Annotated in this window: 19 protein-coding genes and 1 pseudogene; 8 read left to right on the top strand and 12 right to left on the bottom strand. The window is 48.0% G+C overall.

Annotated features, from left to right (window positions below; all coding sequences use genetic code 11):
• The first annotated feature begins 17 nt into the window (after positions 1-17).
• Together ACE1CM_RS19005 and ACE1CM_RS19000 are read left to right on the top strand one after the other, a co-directional pair.
• The gene (locus tag ACE1CM_RS19005) at positions 18-137 is read left to right on the top strand and encodes a hypothetical protein (RefSeq protein ID WP_374879330.1); all 120 of its coding nucleotides are present in this window, start codon (positions 18-20) and stop codon (positions 135-137) included.
• A gap of 197 nt (positions 138-334) precedes the next feature.
• Positions 335-637, top strand: a pseudogene (locus ACE1CM_RS19000) (IS4 family transposase); the annotation flags it as partial.
• A gap of 724 nt (positions 638-1361) precedes the next feature.
• Here ACE1CM_RS19000 and ACE1CM_RS18995 read toward each other — a convergent pair.
• Complete coding sequence (locus ACE1CM_RS18995) at positions 1362-1532, bottom strand: hypothetical protein (protein ID WP_374879315.1); 171 nt, start codon at positions 1530-1532, stop codon at positions 1362-1364.
• Positions 1533-1816: 284 nt separating this feature from the next.
• On the opposite strand from ACE1CM_RS18995, the gene cimA reads away from it, so the two are divergent.
• Both cimA and ACE1CM_RS18985 read left to right on the top strand, forming a co-directional pair.
• Complete coding sequence (cimA, locus tag ACE1CM_RS18990; protein ID WP_374879313.1) at positions 1817-3469, top strand: citramalate synthase; 1653 nt, start codon at positions 1817-1819, stop codon at positions 3467-3469.
• A gap of 254 nt (positions 3470-3723) precedes the next feature.
• Positions 3724-3942 carry a DUF4327 family protein gene (locus tag ACE1CM_RS18985; RefSeq protein ID WP_226587906.1) on the top strand — a complete coding sequence of 73 codons (219 nt, stop codon included), beginning with the start codon at positions 3724-3726 and terminating at the stop codon, positions 3940-3942.
• Positions 3943-4294: 352 nt separating this feature from the next.
• Here the strand turns inward: ACE1CM_RS18985 and ACE1CM_RS18980 are convergent, their stop codons facing one another.
• From ACE1CM_RS18980 to ACE1CM_RS18965, 4 genes are all read right to left on the bottom strand, one after another.
• Positions 4295-5575, bottom strand: coding sequence for a protein kinase (locus ACE1CM_RS18980; protein WP_374879311.1), 1281 nt, complete (start codon positions 5573-5575; stop codon positions 4295-4297).
• 263 nt (positions 5576-5838) lie between these two features.
• Positions 5839-8025 carry a serine/threonine phosphatase gene (locus ACE1CM_RS18975; RefSeq protein WP_374879309.1) on the bottom strand — a complete coding sequence of 729 codons (2187 nt, stop codon included), beginning with the start codon at positions 8023-8025 and terminating at the stop codon, positions 5839-5841.
• A gap of 221 nt (positions 8026-8246) precedes the next feature.
• Positions 8247-8516: a hypothetical protein gene (locus ACE1CM_RS18970; protein ID WP_374879307.1), complete on the bottom strand. Its 270-nt coding sequence runs from the start codon at positions 8514-8516 to the stop codon at positions 8247-8249.
• A 51-nt stretch (positions 8517-8567) separates the two neighbouring features.
• The gene (locus tag ACE1CM_RS18965; protein WP_374879305.1) at positions 8568-9161 is read right to left on the bottom strand and encodes a pseudouridine synthase; all 594 of its coding nucleotides are present in this window, start codon (positions 9159-9161) and stop codon (positions 8568-8570) included.
• 108 nt (positions 9162-9269) lie between these two features.
• Here ACE1CM_RS18965 and ACE1CM_RS18960 point away from each other — a divergent pair, with 108 nt between their 5' ends.
• Both ACE1CM_RS18960 and ACE1CM_RS18955 read left to right on the top strand, forming a co-directional pair.
• Positions 9270-10811 (top strand): SagB/ThcOx family dehydrogenase, encoded by a 1542-nt coding sequence (locus tag ACE1CM_RS18960; protein ID WP_374879303.1) that lies wholly within the window; start codon positions 9270-9272, stop codon positions 10809-10811.
• 790 nt (positions 10812-11601) lie between these two features.
• Positions 11602-11967, top strand: coding sequence for a response regulator transcription factor (locus ACE1CM_RS18955; RefSeq protein WP_374879301.1), 366 nt, complete (start codon positions 11602-11604; stop codon positions 11965-11967).
• Positions 11968-12038: 71 nt separating this feature from the next.
• Here the strand turns inward: ACE1CM_RS18955 and mnmE are convergent, their stop codons facing one another.
• A complete protein-coding gene (gene mnmE / locus ACE1CM_RS18950) occupies positions 12039-13427 on the bottom strand; it encodes a tRNA uridine-5-carboxymethylaminomethyl(34) synthesis GTPase MnmE (protein WP_374879300.1) in 1389 nt (462 codons plus the stop codon).
• A gap of 5 nt (positions 13428-13432) precedes the next feature.
• Positions 13433-13777 carry a helix-turn-helix domain-containing protein gene (locus tag ACE1CM_RS18945; RefSeq protein ID WP_226587888.1) on the bottom strand — a complete coding sequence of 115 codons (345 nt, stop codon included), beginning with the start codon at positions 13775-13777 and terminating at the stop codon, positions 13433-13435.
• A 165-nt stretch (positions 13778-13942) separates the two neighbouring features.
• Here ACE1CM_RS18945 and ACE1CM_RS18940 point away from each other — a divergent pair, with 165 nt between their 5' ends.
• Positions 13943-14422, top strand: a complete 480-nt coding sequence (locus tag ACE1CM_RS18940; protein ID WP_374879299.1) for a hypothetical protein — start codon at positions 13943-13945, stop codon at positions 14420-14422.
• A 91-nt stretch (positions 14423-14513) separates the two neighbouring features.
• Here the strand turns inward: ACE1CM_RS18940 and ACE1CM_RS18935 are convergent, their stop codons facing one another.
• Complete coding sequence (locus ACE1CM_RS18935; protein WP_374879298.1) at positions 14514-14822, bottom strand: alpha/beta hydrolase-fold protein; 309 nt, start codon at positions 14820-14822, stop codon at positions 14514-14516.
• A gap of 168 nt (positions 14823-14990) precedes the next feature.
• Entirely contained in the window at positions 14991-15143 is a 153-nt protein-coding gene (locus ACE1CM_RS18930) for a hypothetical protein (RefSeq protein WP_374879296.1), read from the bottom strand.
• 258 nt (positions 15144-15401) lie between these two features.
• On the opposite strand from ACE1CM_RS18930, the gene ACE1CM_RS18925 reads away from it, so the two are divergent.
• Complete coding sequence (locus tag ACE1CM_RS18925) at positions 15402-15599, top strand: hypothetical protein (protein ID WP_226587882.1); 198 nt, start codon at positions 15402-15404, stop codon at positions 15597-15599.
• Between the two features lie 452 nt (positions 15600-16051).
• Here ACE1CM_RS18925 and ACE1CM_RS18920 read toward each other — a convergent pair whose 3' ends face one another.
• The 3 genes from ACE1CM_RS18920 to ACE1CM_RS18910 form a co-directional block, all read right to left on the bottom strand.
• Positions 16052-17521 (bottom strand): protein kinase, encoded by a 1470-nt coding sequence (locus ACE1CM_RS18920; RefSeq protein WP_374879294.1) that lies wholly within the window; start codon positions 17519-17521, stop codon positions 16052-16054.
• A gap of 325 nt (positions 17522-17846) precedes the next feature.
• Positions 17847-19190: a hypothetical protein gene (locus ACE1CM_RS18915; RefSeq protein WP_374879292.1), complete on the bottom strand. Its 1344-nt coding sequence runs from the start codon at positions 19188-19190 to the stop codon at positions 17847-17849.
• Positions 19174-19721, bottom strand: a 548-nt coding sequence (locus tag ACE1CM_RS18910) for a hypothetical protein (RefSeq protein ID WP_374879290.1), incomplete at its 5' end; no start/stop codon positions are given. The genes ACE1CM_RS18915 and ACE1CM_RS18910, both read right to left, overlap by 17 nt.

The raw sequence follows: 19721 nt of genomic DNA, 5'->3' as shown, positions 1-19721 counted from the left end.
TCTGCTTTAAACGGGGTGTGTTCTTCGCAAAAGTTGATCAGAACTACACTTGGCAGCAGTGTCCTGAGTGCGTTACCCATACAGGTAAGAAGGAATTGAGCCAACGAATTCACTCATGTCGATTCGTGCCAGGTTAAGAAAGTGGAACTTTTGTCAATCAGTGAATATGCTCAAATGACTTCAAAATGATGATCGTTCTCACCAAAACAGCACTACCAGGATCAAGCAAGTATTTCAGGGTTGAACAGACCCTACTCCAATCTGGTCAGAGAAGGCACAGCACACATGCACTGCTTTGCCAAAATGGTGGAAGTGTCAGGCACTAAAGATGTGATTGGGATTATCCTATTTATGGACGGCTTCAATCAATGGCGTAAAGTTACAGGTATGGGCTACTTGGCTATTTTATGCGGTTTTAGTTGATTTGGGTGATGCGGTAGCGGATGAACTTTCCTTACCGTTTGACCGGATTTCTTTAGAGATGGTTTATCGGGGTCAAAATCATTTTACGGTTGCTTATGCTCGAGGTAAAGCTACAGACCCCGTGAAGTATTTCCCTGAGCCGTCTAATCAAGATTTAGGAGTGGTCAAAGCTCTGGGAAAGCCAGTGGAAAAACTTGATTTATCCCCTTTTCCTTTGCCCCTCAATGCCTTAAAATTCTTGACGTAAGTCTTAGACAAGTTTCATCATTCGCTCATGCATCTGAAAAAATTGCTGTAATTAGAAGTATCTGTAGCATTTTTCCGAAGATTGGTCGCCAGTAAAGTTATTCTTCTGTCAGTTATACTTTTGAGCATAATTGACCACTTTTTCCTAGATTTACTATTGGTAAATCTTGAGATTTAAATTAATTTAATTTCTCAATTTCAGTCTAGCAAATTTCCTAGTTTTATTTAACTTACCTTCATCTTTATATTCTTGAAATTGGGTAATTAACTAATTTTTTATAGTCCATCGCTTAGGGCTAGCGCGCTTTCACGAGAATGATAATCATACAGAGAGGGAAAAGGCAATCAGTGATTGCCTTTTCCCTCTCCCCGACCAGAGAAGATTCTCATTTTCATTTTGAAGTCATTTGAGCATATTCACTGATTGACAAAAGTTCGACTTTCTTAACCTGGCACGAATGCTCATGTCCTGTGTGATTCTACACTGCAACGCGAGACGTTGCAGCAGCACAAGTCATAAGAAATCGTGGGGTTTCTGGGCTAGGGCATAGCCTGGAAGTAAAAGAAATTGCCTGTGGACTGGATGGGGCGGGGACTAGCGGTAACGTTAGTCTAGCTGGCACCCGAAGCAGCAGGAAATCTAACCAGCGATTGTGAGAATCCCCACCTTCAAAGCACGACGAAACGAGTGCTTAAGGTGGGGAGCGTGTCAAAGCACAAGTGCCGCAACTGCCGCTGCCGCGACAGTTGATCGATTTCGCTTGTCCGTTGTATAAATCAATCTTGTTTTGCCGCAAGACTTGACGCAGATTTGCGCCGACTTCCCACGTCACGGTCTTTCCTTGAGCCGTTACCTTGGGCATAGCAACCTGAGATTTTTTGATCGCTTGTTTGTTGATTTTATATTTCTTTACAATTGGTTTCTTACCCCGTTCTGAAATAAGGATGAAAAATCGAGGGCAAACCCCCTACCAGGGGTAGGATAAGAATTACACCTGACTCGGGGGCGAGAGCGATCCCTTGTAGTTGGTAGAAACGAAGAGTCCTCAAATTCTTCCTTGTCGCTTTCATCACCCACAGACGCGCCATATGCCAAAGGCACGCTGCGGGAAACCACTCTCTCGCTATCCCTATTCCTAGTCTCCCTATGACCACTGAAGCATCTAACCGGATTTGGATCTACGACACCACCCTACGAGACGGTGCCCAACGGGAAGGCATCTCGCTGTCGATAGATGATAAATTGCGAATTGCCAGACAGCTAGACGCCTTGGGGATTCCCTTTATCGAAGGCGGATGGCCGGGAGCAAATCCGAAAGATGTGCAATTTTTCTGGAAACTGCAAGAACAACCCCTCGCTCAAGCAGAAGTCGTAGCTTTCTGCTCGACGCGACGACCCCATGTCAAAGCAGCCGAAGATTCCCTGCTACAAGCGCTTCTGGCAGCAGGAACCAGATGGGTGACGATTTTCGGAAAATCGTGGGATTTGCACGTGAAAGAGGGGCTATTGACCAGCCTGGATGAAAATTTGGCGATGATATCAGAAACGATACAGTACCTTCGCAGTCAGGGACGGCGCGCAATCTACGACGCCGAACACTGGTTTGACGGGTACAAGCAGAATCGGGATTATGCTAAAGAAACTTTGAAAGCAGCGCTCCGTGGCGGTGCAGAATGGCTGGTGCTGTGCGACACCAACGGCGGGACGCTGCCCCAAGAAATTGCTCAAATTGTCCGCGATGTTGTCAAGGTAATAGAAGCAGAACAGACTTCAGAATCCAAAATCCAGTTGGGGATTCACACCCATAACGACGCGGATACGGCAGTTGCTAATGCGATCGCAGCCGTAATCGAAGGTGCGAACATGGTTCAAGGCACGATCAACGGCTACGGCGAACGGTGCGGCAATGCCAATCTTTGTTCCTTGATCCCCAATTTGCAACTCAAGTTAGGATACTCCTGCATCGGGGAAGAGCAGATGGTGAATTTAACCCAAATCAGCCGTTGCGTCAGTGAAGTGGTAAACCTGGCACCCAACGATAGTGCGCCGTTTGTCGGACTTTCTGCCTTTGCTCACAAAGGGGGTATTCACGTTTCAGCGGTTGAGCGCAATCCTCTAACTTACGAACACATTCAGCCAGAAACAGTGGGAAATACCCGCCGCATCGTGATATCCGAGCAAGCGGGACTGAGTAACATTTTGGTAAAAGCTCGCAGTTTTGGCATCGAGTTGGATAAGCAAAACCCAGCTTGTCGCCAAATTTTAGAACGGCTCAAAGCATTGGAAAATCAAGGATATCAATTTGAAGGGGCGGAGGCGAGTTTTGAGTTGCTGATGCGCGAGGCATTGGGAGGAAGGCAGCAGTTCTTTACACTTAAGGGTTTCCAAGTCCACTGCGATATTGTTCCTTCTAAGGGGGAATCAAACTGCGTCCCTTATGCCCTGGCAACGATTAAAGTATCTGTCAACGGCAAAGATATTCTAGAAGCCGCTGAAGGCAATGGCCCGGTGGCGGCACTGGATGCGGCATTACGCAAAGCCTTGATCAAGTTTTATCCCGCGATCGCCCTTTTCGAGTTAACCGATTATAAGGTGCGGATTCTCGATGGCAATACGGGCACATCTGCAAAAACCCGCGTTTTGATCGAATCGAGCAACGGCGATCAACGCTGGACCACAGTAGGTGTTTCGACCAATATTTTGGAAGCTTCGTATCAGGCAGTGGTGGAAGGGTTAGAGTACGGTTTGATGCTGCATTCTGCCGAAGACGCGCCGCTGAATGCTGCCAGCTTGCCCTAAGTCGGGGGAGCAACCTCTGACTTCTGTAAAGGATTTGTCAAATTGTGCAGGTTCTCGTTGTATAATTAAATATGTATTGCTTTTGGCGCTCGCAGCAAACAAAAAAATGTTTTGCTGTAAGAACCTGTGCTATGCTGGAAAAGTAAAGGTTCGCTTTCCTACAGCACCTCACTCTACGCACAGGTAATCCATAAAAAAGCGGAAAGCCTTGTTAGTTAAATATTTGCAAAATTAATCCAATCAACATGGAGTGTATGGCTCAGCAAGTAATTCACCCGATGGTGAAGTTGCAACGTCAGGTGGGCTCGCTTGTAACGTCTAATCTGCTCAAGCCCACCGACAGTATCTGGAAAATCGCCCTGCTTTACGGCGAAGAATGGTCTTACTGGAAAAAAGAATTGCTGGACTTTGGCTTCACAATGCAAGATCCGGTAAGCGAACTGCTAGCAGTAGAAGCCTGGGAAGATGAATAGTGATAGCGGTTTGCAGCCGTATGAGGTATAGCTGGAATGCGCTAGCGGCAGCATTAATGGTGCGCGCTTGACCAACCTTCGCCTTTTGGCTTTCCAACACTTCGCTGGCAATCCGCTGTAATTGTCCAGTGGTCAGTGGTATTCGCTGGTGCAACTGACGTGGCAAAACTGGATTTGACGGATAAATCAACAACGCAAATGCTATAGCGGTTTGCAGGCTGATGAGGTACGGCGAAAGTCTGTGTAGGGGCAGCATTAATGCTGCCTGCACACCAAGAGCAACCTCAATCATTTGCCATCCGCTATAATTCCTCGCTTGGGTGCGCTTGACGCCCCGTCAGGCTGACATGGCTTAGAGGCAATCGGCTAAGGCGATCGCTAGTTCCATTGCGGTTTGGTAGCGATCGCTCGGATTCGGCTGAGTCACCCGCAAGATCGCTGCCCGCAACTGGGGGGCGATCGTGGGGACGTTTTCCAGATCGAATCGATAAGCCCGCCCCTGGGCGCGATAAAACTTGTGGGGGCCCTCACCCGTGAGCAGAAAAATTAGCGTTGGCCCAATCGCGTAAAGATCGGATTGGGTTACTGGCTGTCCCCGGTCTTGTTCCGGGGCGCTGTAGCCTTCTGCGCCGATGCGAGTCCCCAAAGGCGTGCCGATTTCTTTCACCGCCCCAAAGTCCAGCACCACGATGTGATTGTCTCGCGTCCTCACCATCAAGTTCGCGGGTTTAATATCGCGGTGGATCAGTGGGGGATCTTGCCGGTGGATGTATTCCAGCACCTCGCAGGTTTGGATCATCCAGGCGATGGCTTGGTGAGGCGGCACCGGGCCTAAGTTGAGAACGCGCTTTTCCAAATCCTGACCGTGGACTAACTCCATTGCCAGGTATTTCTTACCGCCTTCGACAAAAAAATCATAGAACTGAGGAATCCCCGGATGGTGGAGCGACTTAAGCGTGCGCGCTTCTCGTTCAAACAGTTCTTGGGCTTTGGCAATTTCAGCCATGTCAGCATTCATTTCCTTTAGCACCAGCAACTTGCCCGCACCGGGACTGGAAATAAAGGCACTACCAGGGACTGGTTGGTTACCCTGTTTCCAAGCGAGATAGGTGGTGCCCATTCCTCCCTGTCCTAAGCTCCGCAATACTTGATATTGACGGATTTTACGGTCAACCTTGAGGGGTTGACCGCAGTGGATGCAAAACAAGTTGTCGGGGGAATTGCCCGCGTGTGTGCAACTCGGTGGGATAGTAGGGGATAGGAAACCAGAACTGAACTGAAGCGACTGGATTTGAATCTTGAGTCGCGGGCCTCCTTGGGCTAATTGCAGCAGGGAACCATCTGTCACCCAAGCTTGAGACACCAAGACGCCATCGATAAAAGTGCCGTTCGTGCCTTGATTAACCAGACGCCAAGCCGAGGAAAGCAAGCGTCCTGATTTCGAGGTGGCGTTGTCGATGCGCCGCAGTTCCAGATGATGGCGGGAAACGCGATTATCGTTGAGAACCACGTCATTATCTGGGGATCGCCCAATGCGAATCACACCAGAGCGCTCGAAGCGCCACTGTTGTAGTTCGCCATCTGGGTTTTGGGGATGTAAGAGGGTCAGCGTGACCACATCAGAAAATCCCATTAGTTAGTTATTATTTAGTCGTCAGTTGTCAGTTGGAAAGCGAGATACATGTTTGCGACACGCTGCGGGTGTAGCGTATCGCTGAAGCGATAGCGATAGCTTCACGGCAAGCGTTGCCGTTCCCCGTACCGAGTAGAGCGGAACCCGAAGGGTAGGCTAGGGTAGCTATCGCTGCAAAAATCGCCTTTGTAACGATATTTTTTGCTGCTTGGCTCAAGATTATCTGATCGGAGCAGTCCCGACTGACCGCTGACCGCTGACAATCAGCCATTACTAAATTTAGCTTGCTCTAGATCCGGTCGGACTTTCGCCCGGATCAAAACAGCGGTGATGTTGTCGTGACCGTTGTACTGGTTAGCCAGTTCAATCAGATCGTTAGCACCCCGGTCAAGGTTGTTGCGGGAACTGATCAGGGGTTTGAGGTGAGTTTGCCAATTTTTTTCCACCAGGTCATTATCCGAAAGGCCATCGGAACACAACAGCAGTAGGGTATCTTCGTCTAGTTCAAAAAATTGTACGTCGGGGATGACGAATTGCGCGTTGCGCGGGCCTAAAGCTTGGGTGAGTTGGTAGGCGTCGGGACGGGTATAGGCGATTTCGGGAGCGACTCCCCGGGCAATTTCTCGCTGACCCACTTCGTGATCTACCGTCAGCTGCTCTAGACCAGAGGTGCGACTGATGCGGTAGAGGCGACTGTCTCCTACGTGGGCGATCGCGACAGTAGTATCTTGAACCAAGACCATAACCAGAGTGGTTCCCATCCGTCCGCTACCAGAGCGGGCATCCTGTTGATTCAGGTCGAACAGCGCTTGATTGGCGTGCAGCACGCCTTTGCGAATGCAGTCTTCGTCGGGTAGTTGGTCTTGCCACTGAGTTTGAAAGTATTCGAGCAGAGTTTTTACCGCCAAGGCGCTGGCGACCTCACCCCCAGCATGTCCCCCCATGCCATCGCAGAGGATATAAAGCCCTTTTGCCTGTACGGTTCGACCGAAGGGGTTTTCCAGCTTGCTGATTTGGGTTTGAATACCAAAGTAGTCTTCGTTGTGCCGCCGCGATCGCCCTACATCTGTGCGACCTGCATCTTCCAAGCTGAGCAACTGCATCGGCAGAACTACTGTGGGTGCATCTTCGCCGCCCTCACCACCACCTGGATATGGATGCAGTTGCGTAGTCTTAGGCGGCTCTGGTATGTCTTCAAATTCTGGCTCTAAGTTGGGATCGGGATCGAGGGGAAGCATAGCTGAGGGTAGAGTCAGGTCGGTTTGAAGTTCGCTGGCAATTTCGTCTAGGCGCGATCGTAGCTGATCAATGCTGCCAATTGTATCTGCCTGAAGGTCGCTCATTAGCTGGCCCATTGAGCCCAGCAGCGTCCTTCCGGTTTGCCGAAATAGATGCTGCCAGACTTGCCCTAAACTTTGTAGCGTTAGGGTTTTACCTGGAGGGTCTTCATACAACTGTTGCAGCACTAGGGTATGGTCTTCATCTACCCGCAAATTCGTCAACAGCAGCAGGCTTTGACGACAATTGAAGCGTTCTGTGGCTGACCACAAAGATGCCATATCGTAGAGTATGTGCAACAGCTGCATTTGGGGAATCTGGTCATCGCCCCACAGGTCTAATAGATAACCCCAATTAGGGTGGTGTTCTAGCAATATTACTTGCGTCCCGTTACTAATCCAAGCATCGTGAACTCTTGGGATCGCTGAGTTGAACTGCTCTTTTAGCTCCAAATAGGGTAGCGCGATCGCTGGTATGGTACTTGCTTCCTGGTGATTGAAATTTGAGCCAGCGTCGTTGCTCTCAATGTTCTGCCGTTGCACAAGTAGCACCTCCAGGGGAGACGCTTGCAGGGGCAAGAGATCCAACACTCTCGCTACCTGGATTGATGAGTCATTTACCAGCTTCATCGGTTCTAAGAGTTGATAGCGCCCCTGGGAATCTAAATAAGCCACCATTTCCGAGTCGGATGGCGAGAGCGGTTCGCCACTGTTCCCCAAAGCGGTAAAATTTACAGCGTTCGTCCCTGTCAGATTGGTGTCCGGGGGCAACATTGGCACCTGATTATCTGGCGTTTGGTACCCCGTCACAATAGAATTGATTGGTTTTTCTGGGATCAGATCTGGTGCTGGCAGCGGGGAGGCGTTGTTTGCTGCGGTTTCTGGGATCGAGGTGTTGGTCGAATCAAACTTGAGCGGTTCAACGTTAAGAGACGGGCTAAATTTTTCAGACTCAAGATTGTTGAATGAAAATGGTGGCGAATCACTCGGACGCTTCAAGATCGCCCACCACAGGGTTCCGGTGAAAGCACCGCAATTGTGGCAATTTTCGGCACTGTAGGTGACAGAGGTGCCGCATTCCGGACAGGTTTTGTGGGTCAGGGAGGTGCCGCACTGTTGACAGAACTTGTTGGTATCCGGGTTTTCAAACTGGCATTGGGGACAGATAAGCATTTTGGGGATTTCCTCTATTCCCAGGGTGAGCCTTTTAATAGTTTTTGACTTTTTTGGGGCAGGTTGGCGATATTTTACTTCCCAAAATTATGTCTCACGGCGCTGCCCGCGCCGAGTTTTGAGTTAAGTTACTTAAAACTATTAACCTATAACTCAACACATATAATTTTTCTGCGAGCATGGCTCTGTGTCCAGGTTAACTAATATAACCAGGACTGGTGTCAGCGAGCGTTCGCGCAGCGTGCCTTTGGCATATCCCGTTGTGCTTGGAGTTTACAGTCTAGCGGGTTTGCTGGTAACGCTCTGGCTGCGAGAATCCTAGTGGGTATGGTTATGCACCAACAATCGGATCGCAACGGACTTGGCAACACTTGCGCGACTTGGAAGGGGGAGCGGGAATAATCTTCCTCCGTACCAACTAAAATTAACGAAGTCAACGCCGCACCTTGGGATCGCAGGTGACCGTTAACCGCACCCAACCCTACTAACAATTTTCATGCTTTTCGATCTAAATCCTGAATTTTTATCCAATTTCCTCTATCCTATAGCCGACAAAGGCTTAGCAATTGTTTGAGTTCGGTGCTGGTGAGGTCGCGCCACTGACCCGGTTCTAGACCCTTGAGGCGCAGGTGAGCGAGCGTTACCCTGACCAGTCGCAGGGTGGGAAATCCTACCGCTGCTGTCATTCGCCGCACTTGACGGTTGCGCCCTTCTGTGAGTGTTATTTCTAACCAAGCGGTGGGTACGTTCTTGCGAAACCGGATCGGGGGATCGCGCGGTGGTAGTTGGGGATCTTCTGGCAATAAATGCACTTTGGCGGGTCGGGTGCGGTAATCTTGAATATCGACGCCAATTCGCAGTTGGTTTAAGGCGGCGTCATCTGGAATGCGTTCCACCTGCACCCAGTAGGTGCGTTCGTGCTGGTATTTCGGATCGCTCAACTTATGCTGAAGTAAACCATCATTGGTCAGCAGCAGCAACCCTTCGCTATCTCGATCTAAGCGCCCCACTGGATAAACATCGGCAACTGGAATGTAATCTTTTAGCGTGCGCCTTTTTGTCCCACCGGGATCCCTATCGCTGAACTGGGTTAAAACGTCATAGGGTTTGTAAAACAGCATGTATCTTTTGGTCATGGGAAAAGTTAAACTTTTTACCAATTACCAATTAGCAATTTTGTGGAAGACTTTTAAGATCGCACGTGTCAAAATCAAAGGCAAGTGCAGTAGCATCCCCAAACCTGTATGGCACAATTGCGAGAATCTATCGCTCAACATTACCACGAGCGTACTAAATACGACCCAGAGACAATATCGACAAAAAGTCAGGGGTTAGACTGGTCAAAACAACCCTCACCTTTTAAAGAATACAAATTTGGCACAACCTTTGACCTCAAACCCTATCTGAAGGACACCTTAGAGTCAAAAAATCCATCCGACACTCATCGGTGGTGGCGGCGTCTATCACGGTTGCTGTTTTGCAGCTATGGCTTAACCGCTAGAGTGCCGACGATGTTCGCAGAACCATTGTATCTGAGGTCAGCACCTTCTGCTGGGGGATTGTATCCGGCGGAGGTTTATCTAATCTCCCGCGGTACGCCGCTACTACCGCCAGGACTTTACAACTACCAGTCTAAAACCCATTCGCTGATTCATTTTTGGGAAGATAGCGTCTGGACTGCGTTGCAGGAAGCTTGTTTCTGGCATCCGGTTTTAGAAGCTACTCAACTAACACTCGTGACGACAGCTATATTCTATCGCTCGGCGTGGCGCTACCAAGACCGCGCTTACCGGCGAATTTTCTTGGATACGGGGCATTTACTGGGCAATATTGAATTAGCTGGCGCGATCGCTCAGTATAGGCCCCACTTAATCGGTGGATTCGCAGATGAGGCAGTCAACCAATTACTTTACCTCAACTCGGAGCAGGAAGGAGCGATCGCGGTTATTCCCCTGGCAGATTTGCTCGATGTGAAACAAAACTTGCCCCTGGCGCCGACAACCTTGCCAACACCTCCTCAAATCGATTATCCTAATCTGCTGGATGGGGAATTGCTCCCATACTTCCATCGGGCAACCCAGATCGAGTTGTCGCCTTCAGCGCCCCAAATTCCCGCTGTTGTCGAACCAGAAAAATCCCTGGAAGATAAGTATAATTTTCCTTTTTGTTTGAAGGTTTCGACACAAACATCCCCGATTGACTGGGGAGAAAATTTGCAGGCGCTGGAAAATACTATTCTCCGCCGTCGTTCTACTCGTTCCTATACAGGGGCGAATTTGACCCTGGATGAATTGAATGCTTTGCTTGATTTCACCTATCAACCCCAACACTATATCGATGGCGGTTTGGATGCTTCGCCCGACTATTTTGATTTGAGTTTAATCGAGACGTTTATCGCCGTGTCTGGGGTGGATGGTTTGGAAGAAGGTTGTTACTATTACGCGCCTCTTGCTGAGGAATTGCGACAAATTCGCTTTAAAAACTTCCGCCCCCAACTGCATTATCTGTGTTTGGGACAAGAGTTGGGACGGGATGCGGCGGCGGTGTTGTTCCATACGGCAGATCTGAAACAGGCAGTAGCAAAACATGGCGATCGCGTTTACCGCTACCTCCACATGGACGCCGGTCATTTGGGACAACGGCTGAATTTAGCCGCCATTCGCCTCAATTTGGGCGTTAGCGGCATCGGCGGTTTCTTCGACAACCAGGTCAACGAAGTCTTAGGTATTCCTGCGGATGAAGCGGTGCTTTACATCACCACCCTGGGGCGTCCGCGATCGCAATAAGCAATGGGTGAGACGGCATTTTACAACCTTTGGTATAGACCAAAAGTAGGGGCGGGTTTTACCAACCGTACCCGTGTCACCACTTGCATATGCTGTAAAGCTTGCCCCTACTATAAGCAGAAACCCAAAACCGCCGATCGGCCTTGTCAGGAATATCCGTAAAAATGCGGTTTTTTTGGCAAGTCTGTCAATTTTTTGGATATAAGTAGGTTTTTTTAAATAAAAATGTCAAGTTTTTTGGCTGGATTTGGCGATTTCTGGGTTTACCACCGTAATATCACCTACTTTTCTCTCGGATAACGCCCTCGATCTCTGGCTCAAATTAAATGTAAATTATTTAGTATTTGTGAATTAACGGATAAACAGACCGGGTGATTTAAAGATTAAGTAAAGAAAGTCTAGGGTTGCATTTTTTATATTTTTATGCTTTAAACTAATATAAAGGGCAAAATTTCAGGTAGCAAATTTACGGAACCATTTGAGGTTATTACATCCTATCAATGCTTTCTAAAGTAAAGAGTGGGTATAATTACCAAACGGAAAAATACAGAAATCCCTAAAATTAAGTAAAGTTACTAGATGTTGGCGACTAGAGAAATCAAGGACTAAGCTCGATATAGGGAACAACGATCTCCAGATGTTAGAACCGCTCCCCAACCTAGCCGGTAACAAAATCAAAGCTCGGTAGAAGTATATAGGTTCTATCTGGTGAAAAATCAACAACGCTGCCTGTAAACTATCTTTTGCCGTTAAGTTTTGAACTCGGAAATCGGAAATTAGATGGGGTGTTATGAGTAAAGTTTTGGTTGTAGATGACAGTCCGATGCAACGGGAGATGATCTCAAGAGTGCTGAAAAACGTAGGGATAAACGTTACGGTGGCTAGCGATGGGTTGGAAGCGCTAGAGCAAATTCAGCAGAATTGTCCAGATTTAGTAGTTCTGGACATCGTGATGCCTCGGATGAACGGTTACGAAGTTTGCCGCTGGCTGAGAAGCAACTTAGGCGAAAATTTACCCGTGGTGATGTGTTCGAGTAAGCGAGAAGAATTCGATCGCTACTGGGGTATAAAGCAGGGTGCAGATGCTTATATTGCTAAGCCTTTCCGCCCCCAAGACTTGGTAATGACGGTGAAGCAATTGTTGCGGGTTAGGTAATGGCAGATTGAGGATGGCAGATTGCAGATTTAAAGTAAATCTAAAATCTAAAATCTAAAATCTAAAATTCCCTATTTCCCAATACAAAACCGGCTAAAAATTCGGTCGAGAACTGATTCGGTGACTTCCTCGCCCGTGATTTCTCCCAAAGCTTGAATTGCACCCCGTAAGTCAATTGTCCAAAAATCGAGGGGCAGTTGATTGGCTACAGTTGTTTGCACTTGTTGTAAAGATGTTCGGGCGCGGGTTAAGGCAGCGGCTTGTCGTTGATTGATTGCCACATCGAGGTCGGCGGCTTGGAGGTTCCCGGTTTGGACGGCTGCTAATATTGCTTTTTCTAAGGCATCTATCCCTTGGTTACAGGCAGCAGCGGTAAAGATTTTGGATTGGGGAATGCAGATTTTGGATTGCAGAATTTGTTTTTGAGTTTCGTCGATTAAATCGGTTTTGTTAATAACTAAAATAACCGGACGGTGTTGGATTCTTTCGTAGATTTCTTGGTCGTCTTTTGTCCAACCTGCTTGGGCGTCAATCGTAAGTAAAACTAAGTCGGCAGCAGAGGCTACATTGCGCGATCGCATCACTCCGATCTGTTCTACCACATCTGCCGTCTCGCGAATCCCGGCTGTATCCAGCACTTGTACCGGGATGCCCCCAACGACTAGCTGGGATTCTACAACGTCCCGCGTCGTGCCGGGCAGGTCGGTGACGATGGCGCGATCGCACTTACTCCAAGCATTCAACAAGCTGGATTTTCCCACATTGGGACGCCCGACGATCGCCACTTTTAACCCAGTCCGCAATAATTCTCCTTGCCCCGCCGTTGCTAAAATTCCCTCGACTGCTGCTAAAACTTGCCCTATTTGCCCTTTTATTGCCGCTTCATCCAAGGGTGGCAAGTCTTCCTCAAAATCTATCCTCGCTTCTATTTCTGCCAGGATATCAAGGCAGGTAGCCCGTAATTGACGAATTGGTTTGGCTAATTTCCCCTGTAACCCAGCCAGTGCCATTTGGGCTGCTTGCTTTGATTTCGCCCCTACCAAGTCGGCTATACTTTCGGCTTGAGTCAGATCTAACCGTCCGTTTAAAAATGCCCGCAGGGTAAATTCTCCCGCTTGTGCCAACCTCGCCCCAGCTGCGATACACAATTGCAGCACTTGCTGGACTGCGGCAATCCCGCCGTGACAGTGGAACTCTACCACATCCTCGCGGGTGTACGAACGAGGGGCTTTCATTATTAATAGCAATGCTTCATCTACCACCTGCTTTGTCTGGGGGTGGCGGATATAGCCGTAAAGGATGCGGTGACTTTCCCACACTTGACTCCCTGGTGCGTGGAAGATCGCTTTGGCTATTGCCATTGCTACCGCACCCGATACGCGCACGATACTAACGCTACCTTGTTGGGGGACAACCGCGGTAGCGATCGCTGCTATTGTATCCCCTGTCCCCAGCGTCATAGTTGCTATTTTTTCCCTTTTGTGGTATTGGAAACTTCTTCCCGCACCAGCATTAACCCGTACAATTCGCCTAACGTATAAATTTCCCCCGTTTCGGGATTTTGGGGTTCTAGGGCCACCCGTAAAGTTTCCAAGGTGTCAGCCTGTATTTTGGTGACAAACCCATTTTCTATGCCATTTGCCGTGCTAGCAGGCAAGCCGCAATAGGCTTGTAATTCTTGCAGACTCCAGCCCTTGGCTTCTCTGGCGTTGCGAAGGATTTCGCCAACTCGCATTACTCCCTGAGAGTCGAATCGATATCGACCTATCGTTTGCCGCACTCGACCCTTTCCCCCAGTCTTCAACTGCATCAACCTAGTGTTAACTCGACCTATCTATCCATTATTGTAGGCCACCAACCCCCTTGACAAGCGGCGATATATCGCATATACTATATGACAAAGCAAAAAAGTCGTCTGTACCCGGAGAGATGATTTTTGTGCTTGACGCAAAGAAACGGCAAGGAGAGAATGACAATGACTCGTAAAAAATGCCAGAAAAGTGCAAAGCGCTCAAAAAACCAAAGTCTGATTACTGCGGGGAAAATCAGCCCGATTAAATGGAATATTTCTCAAAGCGAGGCTGAAATAGCACTTAAAGAATTTGGTATCCCCGTGTTAGAAATAAAGCGGGTAACGTGCCTGAAACATCAGGTATGCATATCCTATTGGAATACAGAAGGGAAAGTTTGCAGTTCGTTTTTCAGCTATCGAATTTTTGAGCGTTGGCAGAAGGCGGTGGAAGAAGTAATTGCGGCTTGCTGCACTGTTGAAGAATGGGAAAATTTGGGGGATATAATTCAGTACGAGCTGATAAAGTTCTTGTATCCTGTAGAAATGGCGAATCAGATTTGGGATGCCTTGCTCGGTCGCTGGTATCCGATTAAAGCCACAAAGCGGATGTTAGAAGAATTAGCAGATATGGAGATGGCTCAATTGAGCGATGCGCGCGCCTAAAACTTTGCCTATGTAAAAACTGCTCTTAATCCTCTACTAATTGTGGCTGGAATAACGGATATATGAGTCTCGTACTCAAAGATATGCGTTATCAGTTCCAGATGGTTATATTGCCTATCTTAGCCATCGCCTGGAAACCGGCGACCATAGGTTCGCTTTCCCTGGAACCTACTGACATGAAGCCAATAGCTGATAAACCAGTATTGTTGGCGGCAAACTCCCTTTCATACTGGAGAATCGCTGCATCATCCCAGCATACAGTTGGGCTGCCAATGATATAACGCCGAAAAGTATGAGGTTGGTGGAATAACACGTAAAGTGGGAACAACCCACCAAATGAAACACCGCATATAGCGCTATCTTCAGGAATAGTTCTGTAAGTTTTATTGACAAAAGGCATTAGTTATTGGCAAATAAATTGGAGAAAATTTGCCGCTTTACCTGAACCAACATATGCGAGAGCATCAGGTTGTACAGCTTTAAAAGTTTCTGATGGTATAGTCTCGCGTCCTCAAAGCTGCTTTGTGCAAAACTATCGATTGGATAGCCAATACCAACAACGATAATTTCAGGTATTTCCTTTAGTATCGCCAGAAAGCGATCTGTCTCTGTAACCGTGGTAAAGCACAGGATAAGCTTTGCCAGAATTAGCATACCTGTGCGGAAGAGCAACAAAGATGCGGAATTCTGGCTCGACATTTAATGACGAGATCGACAACATCTCTGTATTAGGGATTGTGACTTGCGGACTTTGTGTTGACACAGTTCCCGACTTCGACTTACTCCGGAAGATACAATATTTGTACAACAGTTAGCGGTGCAACAGATAGCGCCTATTCCGGTTAAACCTCTGGGATCGCGGCTGGGTGTAGCGGTAATATTAAGGTTTGTGAAGGTAAAATTGAATAGGAGATGGCTTTTTTAGCCTTGCTGAAAAGTCCGTCCTGCCGTTCTGGAGAATGACTCGAAGAGGTGTACCGTGACTGTAAACTGCGCCGTAGACTGCGTCAACGGTTGCGTTCTGGGGGACAAATGCCCTAATAAGGAACATGCAGCCGAAGCATCAAAGTTCATCAGCGAGACTTCGTTGGATAAAATGCTGGAAATTGCTCAGGAAGCCTTGAGAAAGAAACTCTCCCAACCGCCGAAATGGGTTTTTCCCGACGAGCAAAAATAGTTGCATGGGGCGGGTGTGCTCTTGTGCAGGTGGGATTGTCAGAGAGATTTAAGGCAAGATTATCGTTTCCAGGCTAAAAGCAAGTTTAACTTGCCTGGCAAACTTCCCCACTCGCCGTTAGCGGTGGTGATGCTGCTTCGACTCTGGGAGAGCTGTGAATCTCTCTTGGAATAAACGAACAATTCTGGTAAGCTTGTATTGGTTAACAGCCCACCGATTGAGAGTGAAATTCAGGCTTTGCCGGGACCTCCAAAATTCGGGAAATATACAAAAAACATTCAAAGTTCGTTTGTTGAGTAGTACGCCTGGACACGACAAAACAGAAACAACCTGTGGGAGTCGATCTACCAGGGAAAGAACCAAAAGGTTCGATCTAGGTAAGTCGCGTTGCTCCAGGAAAACCTAATCGTGAGATGGGGAATCCCCATCCGCCAGGAGCGGTGGGGAGAATGTCAAATCCTCTCGCCATTTTCTAACCGCTCTAATAAAGCAGAGGCTGTTTCGCGCCAACGTTGGCGATAGGTGGCATCTTCTGGCTTACCTGTGAGGCTGCGTCCTTTTAATTGGGGGTATTTCCGATAGAATAAGGCGTCCACTTTACTGTTAAATTCTACTTCTGGAATTCCCAATGCTTGGCGGCGCTTGACAATTTCATTTAATTGTGCTATATCTTCTTGACCTGGAGATGGGGATGGCAGAGAAATCGGCGGTAAAGAGACGGGCAAGGATATACTGGGAGGTTGCCAGCGGGAAATACCGGAAACGCCGGTGTTGACGAAAGTCCAGACTTTGACTAAACCCCAAGCGCCCATTCCCAGCAGCAACACCAATAACATGCTTTGAAAAGCTGCTTGCAAGTTAGCCAAAAGATCGTTGTTGATGGGAGACTGGGGAGAGTTTGGCGGACGCATTTTTGTCGTGGTGGGACCAGAAACAACCCTGGTGAGGTGGCGCTGTATGCGTCCGACAAAATTCACCGTTTGCATCTGGGAGACGGCGTGGGTAGCAACTGACCACAGTTTGGGACTAACGGCGGGGGTGGGGGCGGGGGCGGGGGAAGAAAGGTTAAGGTTAGCGGAATTTAATGCTTGCAGGACATCTGCGGCGGTAGAGTAGCGATCGCGCGGTCGATTCGCCAACATTTTATCTACCAGATTGCCCAAACCCGAACTCACACTCACATGTTGGCGCCATTGCCAAGCTACCTTAGAACTATCGTAAAGCGCTTTCGCATCTTTACCCGTCAGCAATACCAGTACCGTCACCGCCAGCGAGTACAAATCGCTACTAGGAAAAGCTTGCCCGTGTTGAATTTGTTCCTGGGGAGCAAAACCTTCCTTACCCAACAGCGTCATCATCGGGCGTCCGGTAGACTGGGAAATAATCGTAGTTGCTGCTTGCTTAACCGCCCCAAAATCAATTAATACCGGCAACTTGTCCCCACTCCGCTGAATCAGGTTTTCCGGCGAGATATCGCGATGCACTACGCCCAACGAGTGAATGTACTGCAATACTGGTAAAATTTGCCGCAATAATTGGACAACTTCCGCCTCGCTAAATCGCTGCTGGGGGTGGGACTGTAACAACTCGGTATAAGTTTGACCTTCGACGTAATCTTGGACTAAAAATAAAGCTTCTCTATTTCCCACATTCATCCGCATTAACTCGCGGAAGCGCGGAATTTGCTCGTGTTGCAGTTTATACAGCACCCCCGCTTCGCGCTTGAACAATTCTTCAGCTTTTCGCACCTCGCGGGGGTCTTGTACTTGAGGCGCAAATTCCTTTAAAACGCAATACTCATTGTAGCGATTGAGGTCTTCAGCTAAGTAGGTGCGCCCAAAGCCACCATACCCCAATTCGCGCACGATGCGATAGCGCTTTTCTAAAGTTGACCCAGCGGTAAGCGGCGAGGATTTTAACATGCTTGACACCCAGGCAGAGAGTCGGACGGTAAAATAGACAATTTTAAACCTACATTGATTGGATACAGGGACAGGCGTACCCAATCCGGTCGATCTATTTTAGATTTTGGATTGTAGATTTTGGATTGTCTGGTTGGGGGAGTACAGATTTTAGATTGACCCCTTCCAGGGTGGGTGCATTCAAGGTATATTACAGCATCGTCTGTGTGCGCTTTTCAAACTGTAACGATCTGTAGGGTGCGTTATCAGCGGAGTACGGCACCTAAAACAGAATAGTTGGTTGGGTTTTGTTACTCAACCCAGTCAGAAACCGGGTTTCTTTAGTTTATTTTCCGGCAATCTGACGCAGTTGAGCAGATTCTTCTAAGATTTCTTCCACGCCTTTTTCTTCAATTCCCTTGACGTAGTTGATTTTAATTTCTTCTAACATGTCTACGAGTAAAGCTTGAAGTTCTTGGGTATTTTCCTGCTTCTGTAACTCAAATTCCAAGACAGTTTGAAATTTTTTGACTAGACGCGCAGCGATTGCGGTGACTTCTGGATCTTGCAGGGCGGTTTCTAAGGTATTTTGGGTAGTTTGAGAAAGGGATTTGGCTAAATTTTCGCTCAAATGGTGGGGGAGTTGATTTAAACCGGGGAGATTTTGAAGTTGTTTGTAAATGGGAGATTGCTTGAGAATTATTTCAATAATCTGATGGACTAAAGCTTGGAGTTCAGGTTGAATTTTAGGCATAACATCGTAGACGCTGAGGTAGATGAGACGGGAGGCGATCGCTTGCAGTTCGTCGGTATTATTCACCGTAATATAAGCGCGGCGAGATGAAGACTGAAATAGCCACCTCGTCGCATCACCCCGCCCAATTGCTTCTTGCATTTGGTTGACGATTTCCACTCCCACAACTTCAGTCATTTCTCCGGCAAAGTTTGCCACAAAATCGCGGTTTATTTGTTGGCGAATGGGTTCTAAATTGATTAAATCGGTTTGTTGCAGTCTGAGGGTTACTGGAATAACTCTCACCCATCGCCCAAAGGGAAACAGTAAGAAAATATCGTACCACCGCCTTAGCATTGCTTCGAGTAAGTTTAATCCGGGATTTTGGCGACTGACGGCGATAGTGCGGACTAGGAAATCCAGGGCGAATAGGGTAACAAATGGTAGGTCCAGTTGCCAAAAATCATCGATAAACTTGCCATTGGTTCCCAAACCGCGATAGTAGTTGGTTTCCATCAGCGGTTTAACTTCGGTATTAAAGAAATCGAGTTCTTTTTGCCAACCTGCTTGGGAGAGATAAGCTTGAGTCCACAAGGTATCAAAAGCAGCGTGGATGGAGTTTTTATGAGTGCGATCGCGTATAATATTTTTAATCTTTTCTAACTGCCCGCTTTTATTCGCCAGCGCAAATGGATTTTCTTCAATCAAGCGGTTACTCAACAATCGCAATTGACCCAGGGAAGTTTCTACCTCCGGCGAATCTAAATTAGTTGGCTTTAGCTGCGCTGACAATGCATTTACCTGGTTAAGATATCTCTGGGTATCTCGATGGGGTTCAATTCCCTTGACTTGGTCGTAGACTTGAGTCAGTTTAGGAGTATATTGCAGGTAAAAATCCCGCCAGGGAATGTAACTGAGGTCAAAAAAGACTAAAATTAAATTAATTAAGGCTATCATTGCCATCAATCGCGATAACCAAAGGAATCGACGGACAGGAGATTGGTTGATAGCGAGATTTGATGTCATAGGGTAATTTTAGCTGGAAATTTGCCATTAAAGCTTGACGGTCAGTATAAATCAACTCCGATCCCTGGCGGGCGAGACGCCCACCCCACAAGAGAGTAGCAATTTGTGTCGGGTGGGCATCCTGCCCGCGCGACAATAGAAGATAGTAGCAATTTGTGTCGGGTGGGCATCCTGCCCGCGCGACAATAGAACAGAGTAGCAATTTGTGTCGGGTGAGCATCCTGCCCGCGCGACAATAGAAGATAGTGGCAATTTGTGTCGGGTGAGCATCCTGCCCGCGCGACAATAGAAGCAATAGAACAGAGTGGCAATTTGTGTCGGGTGGGCATCCTGCCCGCGCGACAATAGAAGCAATAGAAGATAGTAGCAATTTGTGTCGGGTGGGCATCCTGCCCGCGCGACAATAGAACAGAGTAGCAATTTGTGTCGGGTGAGCATCCTGCCCGCGCGACAATAGAAGAT

Source organism: Microseira sp. BLCC-F43 (assembly GCF_041929235.1).
GTDB lineage: Bacteria > Cyanobacteriota > Cyanobacteriia > Cyanobacteriales > Aerosakkonemataceae > Microseira.
The sequence above is the reverse complement of the archived record's forward strand: the minus strand, read 5'-3'. Positions and strand labels throughout refer to the sequence as shown.